The organism is Pedobacter sp. 01T416_2, assembly GCF_056398925.1.
The window spans coordinates 1-6,015 of the sequence record NZ_JBFTQI010000348.1 but is presented as its reverse complement, the minus strand read 5'-3'; the positions used below and the strand labels follow the sequence as shown (position 1 = coordinate 6,015).

Genomic DNA, 6,015 nt, shown 5'->3' with positions numbered 1-6,015 from the left:
GTAAAAAAAGTGAGCCACTTAACGGTTGAAAATATTCCGCAAGAGATTGAAGATGACCGAGATAATATTCAGCCTGATGATAAGGTGATCTTAATTGTTGAAGACGATACCCCTTTTGCCAAAACACTTTTAGATTTTACCCGAAAAAGAAATTATAAAGGTTTGGTTGCCGTTCGTGGCGATGCCGGTATTGAAATGGCGAAAACCTTTAAACCACTTGCCATTTTACTCGATATCCAATTGCCTGTTAAAGATGGTTGGCAGGTAATGGAAGAGCTGAAATCGGATCCTTCAACACGTCCAATTCCAGTGCACATCATGTCTTCTTTACAGGTTAAGAAAGAAAGTTTGTTAAAAGGTGCAGTAGATTTTATAAATAAACCTTTTGCTTTTGAGCACATGCAAGAGATATTTTCAAAACTAGAGCATGCCTTAAGCCGTCACCCTAAAAAGGTACTTATTGTAGAAGAAAATGAACAGCATGCCAAGGCATTAAGTTATTTTTTAAGCAATTTTAATATCCAGACAGAAATTGTTAACCAGGTAAACGAAGGTGTTTCTGCCCTGCATAAGCCGGAGGTTAACTGCGTGATTTTGGATATGGGTATTCCTGATAAACACGCTTACGAAACCCTTGAAGTGGTAAAGAAAACACCCGGTTTAGAGAATTTACCGATCATCATTTTCACCGGTAAAAACCTTTCAAAGGGCGAAGAAAACCGCATCAAACAATATGCTGATTCTATCGTTGTAAAAACGGCACATTCTTATCAACGTATTTTGGATGAAGCAGGTTTGTTCCTTCATCTGGTAGAAGAAAAAAGCAAGGAAAAAAGCAAAACACCTAAAAAGTTTTCCGAATTACAGGATGTATTGGTTGGTAAAACGGTTCTGGTAGCGGATGATGATGTGCGTAATATCTTCTCCTTAACAAAAATGTTAGAGCAGCACCAGATGAAAGTGGTCGCAGCAACCGATGGTAAGGAAGCCCTCAAGCTATTAAATGAAAACCCAGAAATTGATGTTGTTTTAATGGATATGATGATGCCAGAACTAGATGGTTACGAAACTACGACAGCCATCAGGCAGGATATCAAATACCGGAACCTGCCTATTTTGGCCGTTACGGCAAAAGCCATGATGGGCGATCGCGAAAAGTGCATTGCCGCAGGTGCATCCGATTATATCAGCAAACCAGTAGATATGGATCAGCTGATATCGTTATTAAGGGTTTGGTTATACGAAAATCATCATAAATCATAAACCATTTTTTATTTTTATGCCTCAAAAATTAATTCTCATAATTGATGATGATAACCGAAACATTTTTGCTTTAAAAGCTGTTTTAAAGGCCAAAGGTTTCGATTGTTTATCTGCTATAAGTGCCCGGGAAGGGTTTTCTGTTATGGAGAAACATGACAATGTTGCCATCGTTTTAATGGATATGATGATGCCGGATATGGACGGCTATCAAGCTATTGCCGCGATGAAAAAATCAGCTAAAATGCAGAATATCCCTGTGTTAGCGGTAACTGCCCAAGCCATGGTTGGCGATAAGGAACGTTGCTTAAGCGCTGGAGCATCGGGTTATGTTTCAAAACCGATAAATGTTGACGAGTTATTAATGCAAATCGAAAATTTTACAAAATAACAGGTGATAGGTGATGCGATAGATAATGAACAGGTAGAAATCCTGTTAAATGATGTTTTGGAAAGCCATGGGTATGATTTTCTGGAATATTCTCATGCATCAATAAAAAGGAGAATTATACGTCTTTACGGACTGGATAATTTTGTGAGTTTCGCCGAATTTCGTTACACGGTTAAAACAGATAAGCAATATTTTAAGCGTTTTTTAGAGGAAATTACGGTTAATGTTACCGAAATGTTCCGCGATCCTTCTTTTTATAAATCTTTGCGGAACGATGTCCTTCCTGTGCTGGGTACCTATCCATTTATCCGCATTTGGGTGGCAGGCTGTTCTACCGGAGAAGAGGCTTATTCGCTTGCCATTGTTTTAAAAGAACTTAACCTGCTTAATAAATCGCTTATTTATGCTACTGATATTAATCCATCGGTTTTAGATAAGGCAAAAAAAGGAATGTTTCCCTTAAATTATTTAAAGCAGTATTCAGAAAATTACCTGCAATCGGGTGGCCTAAAAGATTTTTCTGCTTATTACACGGCGAACTACTCTTTGGCAAAATTTGATGAAAGCTTAAATAGTAAGATGATCTTTTCTACGCATAATTTGGTTTCCGATCATTCTTTTAATGAGTTTCAGCTAATTTTATGTAGAAACGTATTAATTTATTTTGATAAAGACTTGCAGCATAAAGTATTTAACCTTTTTGATGGTAGCATCGAGAAATTAGGATACCTTGCTTTAGGAAGTAAAGAAAGTTTGGAGTTTTGGCCAAAAGCCAAAGAATACAAAAGGGTTAAAATGGAAAAAATATGGCGGAAACTGTAGATTCTGCGCCTTGTGGAGCATTAATTATCGGCGGCTCTGCCGGTAGTTTAGATGTGTTGCTCGAAATTTTTCCAGCCCTAAGGAAAGATATTGGTTTTCCCATTGTATTGGTGGTTCACCGTAAGGCAAGCAACGAATCTCTTTTAACCGATTTGTTAAAATCGCGCACTATACTGGCGGTTGATGAAGCAGAAGAAAAAGAGTTTTTAAGCCCGGGCAAAGTTTTTATTGCGCCTGCAGATTATCATATGCTGATAGAGGAAGACCAAAGTATATCTTTAGATTATTCGGAAAAAGTAAATTATTCCCGACCATCAATTGATGTTACCTTTCAATCAGCAGCCGAGGTTTTTAGAGAAAAACTAGTCTGTATTCTACTTTCAGGGTCTAATGCAGATGGAGTAGAGGGGTTAAAAAGTGTAAACAATTTTGGAGGTAGAGTGGTTATACAGAATCCAAATACGGCCATAATGCCGTATATGCCGCAACAGGCAGTGTTGAATGTTGAGCCGCATGTGATATTGGATAGCCACGATATGGCTGATTATATAAATAAGTTAAATGGTTAATTGCTTTTCGGAGGTTAATATGATAGTTACAAAAAAAATATTTGTTTTTGATGATAATAGGGATATCCTTGATCTCTGTACATTTATTTTGGAAGATGCCGGGTATGAGATAAAAACATCTGAAAATGCCAATAACATAGAAGAACAGGTTGCCGCATATATGCCTGATTTAATATTTATGGATAATTGGTTGCCCGATCTGGGAGGGATACAGGCTACTAAGGCATTAAAAAACCATCCTGATTTAAAACATATTCCGGTAATTTATTTTTCGGCCAATAATGATATATCTTCATTAGCCGATGAAGCCGGTGCTGATAGTTACCTATCGAAACCATTTGATATTGCTGCACTCGAAGAAATTGTGAAAAAACATTTGAGCTAGCGCCGAAGGCTCATGAATTTTTAAGAGGCTGGTACGCTGGAAAACTTCGTATGTCTAGGATGAGCCCTGGTTAAACTTCCGAAGTTTTCTAGGGCTCGAAAGATCGTCATTTCGAGTGGAGTGCAATGAAGTCGAGACCCGAAGGCTCTGCGAAGCAAAATCTGTCTCAATAGATCTCTCTCCCGAAAGTCGGGACTCCGCTTCATCCGATAGCTATCGGATCGAGATGACGAATTTCTATTTGAAATCTGTTATTCCTTACCCCAAATTCTTGTATTCAGATCCAGCTCCTTAACAATATCATACATAAACTTTATGGTGGAGATATCTTCATTTACGGTTTCTGGGCTCAGCAATGATTTAAAAACGGGTGCTTCGAAATAGTTCCGGTTCAGTGGGAAAGCGATATACATCCTCGATTCGATAAAGGATAAACTGATGTTATATTTTGTTTGATGGTTGAGGTTTAATATCCGCTCCATCATGGCAGGTGTAAGGATGTATCTGGATTCGACCTGATCGGAGCCATAGGTCACAAAAGTCTTATCAAAGTCTAGATTCTCCAGTTGAATAACATCGTTACTACCAAAAGAAAACAGATTCTTTGAAAACCATGCACCAAAAGCTGCTCCGAAATCTTTTGGCCTAACAATGGTTACACCATTAAACTTTTTGTTAAAATCGGCAGCRAAGATAATTCCTCTAAAAATGTCATGCCACTCTGTTCGGGTTCCGTCTTTTGTTTGGGTTACTGTTTTATATTCGGCATGTACCTCAGCAAAGTAAAACCGGGTTTTATCAGCACATCCAGTTACCAGATCCTCTGTTTTATAACGATCAGGCTCATTGCTAAACAACTGTGTGTACATAAACTCCGATGCATCAATTCCTTGATAGGGACTAATCGATAAACTTTCATCTAAAAATTTAAGGGCAGCACCAATTACATTGGTTTTGTAGGCATTTTGGTAAGCTGTTAAAGAATCGTTGATTTTAAATAACAAAATACTGCCGTAAATAAGGGGTATTAAGCCGCCAATTACACCAGGAATAGGAAAACCTAAGAAAAAGCCTAAAACACAGAGCAGAATGCCCGCTGCAATAAAAATATAACCTTTGGTTTGGGTACCGGCAATTCTTTTGCGCTCTACCTCCATTGTAGCCAAAACTTGCTGTAAGGCTACATTATTTGCAATATCGAACGACATTAATTATTAAAGAGTTCTTTTGCGCTAATGTTTTTACGTTCCTCGGCTGCGGTTTCTAAAACGGCAATGGGCTGGAAATTTAACATTCCGGCAAATAAACTGCCCGGAAACATCATAATCGCATTATTGTAATCGGTTACCGAAGCATTATAGGTTCTTCTGGCAGCGGCAATCTGCTCTTCGCTTTCAGTCCAGGTAGTTTGCAGGTTAATAAAGTTGGTATTGGCTTTTAAATCAGGATAATTTTCGATGTTAACCATTAAACCTTTCACACTACTGCTCAATTGCGCATCTAAATCTGCTTTTTCTGCATTGCTAATGTTTGGTGAGCCTGCTTTAGCTCTTAGTTCAACTATTTTCGTCAAAGTCCCCTGCTCATAAGTAGTGTACTGTTTTACCACTTCAACAAGATTTGGAATAAGGTCGAACCGTTTTTTAAGCATTACATCAATGGCCGAGAAGGCATTGGTTACCTGGTTTTTCTTCCCGATAAGCGAGTTGTAAAAGAAAATCCCGATAAGGAATATAAATCCGATAATAACGAGGGCAATAATCATAATTTTAGTTTAAGGTTTAGAGAATAAAGATAAGAAAAGGTTACAAAATGTTATCGCTTTTCATTTTGTTCCCGTTCACGTCTTATCCGCCGCTCTAAGCGTTTCTGTTTCCTTTGCATATGATTGGCCCGCATGGCTTTAAACTTTGCAATATGCTCACGTACTTCATTCTGCTTTTCTTCCGTAATACCGATGCTATATTTTATGCCCGTAAAAAGGCTCTTCCAGATCATGTTAAAGAAAGATGTATTTGCCGGCCTGCTGTAATTTACGGTTACAGGTATCAGCTTTCCGTCTGCACCGGGGTTTTCTGATTTAATGATTAAAGCATTTGCTAAGAAAGAAAGAAAACCGCGGGTAACCAGGTGATCTTTTTCGGGATCGTTTTTCATCAGCGCTACAGAAAGGTCGTAGTAGGAGAACGCTACCGTTCCTTTTGCGCCTAAATCGTTCGCTTTAAAATTAAACTTCAATTTATCCACACTCCCACGGTTAATGCGGACCAAGCCTAAGGGTTTGGTAATCTGATTTAAAACCCGCGCATTAAAATTGTGTAAAACCCCATTGTAAGAAAAGGCACCATCTTTAGCGGTAAGATCAAATATAAAGTTTACATCAAGTTTTCCCTGCCCAAATAGGTAAGTGTTTAGGTTAACCTCCATAATAGGGTTTATGGCTTTAATTTTTTCGAGGTTGGTGGCGTTTTTTATAATGCCCGAGGTATGCTCGAAACTAATCTGCCCCTTTTGGTTACTCTCATTGTTGTAAACAGCGTAATTCACATTTATATCCTTCAGCTGGATTTTCTGGACCAGAATAGGCG

The 6,015-nt window shown here is 38.3% G+C and carries 7 protein-coding genes and 1 pseudogene; 5 read left to right on the top strand and 3 right to left on the bottom strand.

Going from position 1 to position 6,015, the window contains the following annotated elements; all coding sequences use genetic code 11:
• From AC1DPQ_RS15190 to AC1DPQ_RS15170, 5 genes are all read left to right on the top strand, one after another.
• Positions 1-1,263 (top strand): response regulator (locus AC1DPQ_RS15190; protein ID WP_477610049.1); only part of this gene is annotated, 1,263 nt, incomplete at its 5' end.
• A 16-nt stretch (positions 1,264-1,279) separates the two neighbouring features.
• Positions 1,280-1,651, top strand: coding sequence for a response regulator (locus tag AC1DPQ_RS15185; protein ID WP_477584231.1), 372 nt, complete (start codon positions 1,280-1,282; stop codon positions 1,649-1,651).
• 3 nt (positions 1,652-1,654) lie between these two features.
• A complete protein-coding gene (locus tag AC1DPQ_RS15180) occupies positions 1,655-2,473 on the top strand; it encodes a CheR family methyltransferase (protein ID WP_477584229.1) in 819 nt (272 codons plus the stop codon).
• Positions 2,458-3,042, top strand: a complete 585-nt coding sequence (locus AC1DPQ_RS15175; RefSeq protein ID WP_477584227.1) for a chemotaxis protein CheB — start codon at positions 2,458-2,460, stop codon at positions 3,040-3,042. Before AC1DPQ_RS15180 ends, AC1DPQ_RS15175 begins: the two co-directional genes overlap by 16 nt.
• A gap of 19 nt (positions 3,043-3,061) precedes the next feature.
• On the top strand, positions 3,062-3,427 hold the full coding sequence (locus AC1DPQ_RS15170) for a response regulator (RefSeq protein WP_029274261.1): 366 nt from the start codon (positions 3,062-3,064) through the stop codon (positions 3,425-3,427).
• 251 nt (positions 3,428-3,678) lie between these two features.
• Here AC1DPQ_RS15170 and AC1DPQ_RS15165 read toward each other — a convergent pair whose 3' ends face one another.
• The 3 genes and pseudogenes from AC1DPQ_RS15165 to AC1DPQ_RS15155 form a co-directional block, all read right to left on the bottom strand.
• Positions 3,679-4,635, bottom strand: coding sequence for a DUF3137 domain-containing protein (locus AC1DPQ_RS15165; RefSeq protein ID WP_477583951.1), 957 nt, complete (start codon positions 4,633-4,635; stop codon positions 3,679-3,681).
• Positions 4,635-5,192: a LemA family protein gene (locus tag AC1DPQ_RS15160; RefSeq protein WP_230142836.1), complete on the bottom strand. Its 558-nt coding sequence runs from the start codon at positions 5,190-5,192 to the stop codon at positions 4,635-4,637. The genes AC1DPQ_RS15165 and AC1DPQ_RS15160 overlap by 1 nt, the downstream gene beginning before the upstream one ends.
• 50 nt (positions 5,193-5,242) lie before the next feature.
• A pseudogene (locus AC1DPQ_RS15155) lies at positions 5,243-6,015 on the bottom strand (hypothetical protein); the annotation flags it as partial.